Here is a 1,490-nt window from a genome sequence, read left to right as displayed (position 1 = left end):
GCTATCTCGAGAATCCGCGGGCCGGCCTCGATGATGAAGCGGAAGCGCAGAGCCCAGCCAACGATGCCGGGCAGGAAGCGGCACCCGCGCCGGGATCCGTGCCGGCGGCACCTGGCGGGGCAAACCGCTTGCGTGGCGTGGCCGCCAGCGAAGGTTTCGCCATCGGCCCGGCCTTTGCGCATTTCCCACCCGATATCGCCGGACAGGGCCGCATGTTGCGGGCCGAGGAGATAAAAGGCGAGATCGACAGGTTCCGCACGGCTGTCGGCGCGGTCCAGGCCCGCATGGATCATGCGTTGGCGCAGGACAGCCTGTCGGCTGGAGACCGCGGCATCGTCGCCGCGCTGCGCGATATCGCCGCCGACGACAGCCTGACTGGTGAGGCCGAGGGCCTGATCAAGGGCGGCAACGACGCGGTTTCCGCCGTCATCACCGCCGCCTCCACCATTGCCGCCGAATTCAGCGCCGTCGACGATCACTATCTCAACGCGCGGGCAGATGATGTCCACGCCGTTGGGCGGCAGATTTGCCTGGTGTTGCTGGGCCAAGACGATGTCAGCCTCGAAAACATCCCCGAAGGGGCTATCCTGATCGCCGACGACATCGGCGCCTGGGATCTGGCACGCGCGCCGCTGAAGCGTATCGGCGGCGTGGTGTGCGGCCATGGCGGCGCCACCTCGCACATCGCCATCATCGCGCGCTCGCACGGCATTCCGGCAGTGCTCGGCCTCGGCGACCAGGTCAATGCCTTGCGTACCGCGCGAGACGTCGCGCTCGACGGCAATGCCGGCCATGTGATCATCGACCCCGACGAGGCGACCCGTGCCGATTTCGCCGGCCGCGTCGAAGCGGCGGCAAAGGAGCGCGCCGGGCTGACCGTCTTCAAGACGGTGACGCCGAAGCTCGCCGACGGCAGGATCATCGAGGTGGCGGCCAATATCGGCTCACTCGAGGAAATCGAAGCGGCGCAAGAGGCTGGTGCCATGGGCATCGGCCTGTTCCGCACCGAGCTTTTGTTCATGCGCCATATGCATCTGCCCTCGGAAGACATGCAGGCCGAGACCTATGCGGCGCTGGCCAAGGCTTTTGCGCCTTATCCGGTCATTGTGCGCACGCTCGACATCGGCGGTGACAAGCCGATTGCCGGCATCGAATTTCCCGACGAGGAGAATCCCTTCCTCGGCTGGCGCGGCATCCGCATGTGTCTCGACCGGCCCGACATCTTCAAGCGCCAACTGCGGGCGCTGCTGCGCGCAGCCGTGCACGGCAACATCAAGGTGATGCTGCCGATGGTGTCCGACCTCTCGGAGGTCAGGCAGACGCGCGTGCTGGTCGACGAATGCACGGCCGAGCTGAAAGCCGAAGGCGTGCCGCACGCATCATTCGATCTCGGCGTCATGATCGAAACCCCGGCCGCCGTGCTCATCGCCCCGGCGCTGGCCAAGGAGGTCGCTTTCTTCTCGATCGGCACCAACGATCTGACCCAGTAC

At 66.3% G+C, this 1,490-nt stretch carries 1 protein-coding gene; it reads left to right on the top strand.

Going from position 1 to position 1,490, the window contains the following annotated elements:
* The coding region (gene ptsP, locus EN994_RS30965; RefSeq protein WP_245466133.1) for a phosphoenolpyruvate--protein phosphotransferase at window positions 1-1,490 on the top strand (1,490 nt) is incomplete at both ends.

The sequence above is a fragment of the Mesorhizobium sp. M7A.F.Ca.CA.002.09.1.1 genome (assembly GCF_003998555.1).
Taxonomy (GTDB): domain Bacteria; phylum Pseudomonadota; class Alphaproteobacteria; order Rhizobiales; family Rhizobiaceae; genus Mesorhizobium; species Mesorhizobium ciceri.
This window is presented reverse-complemented; position numbering and strand designations above follow the sequence as displayed.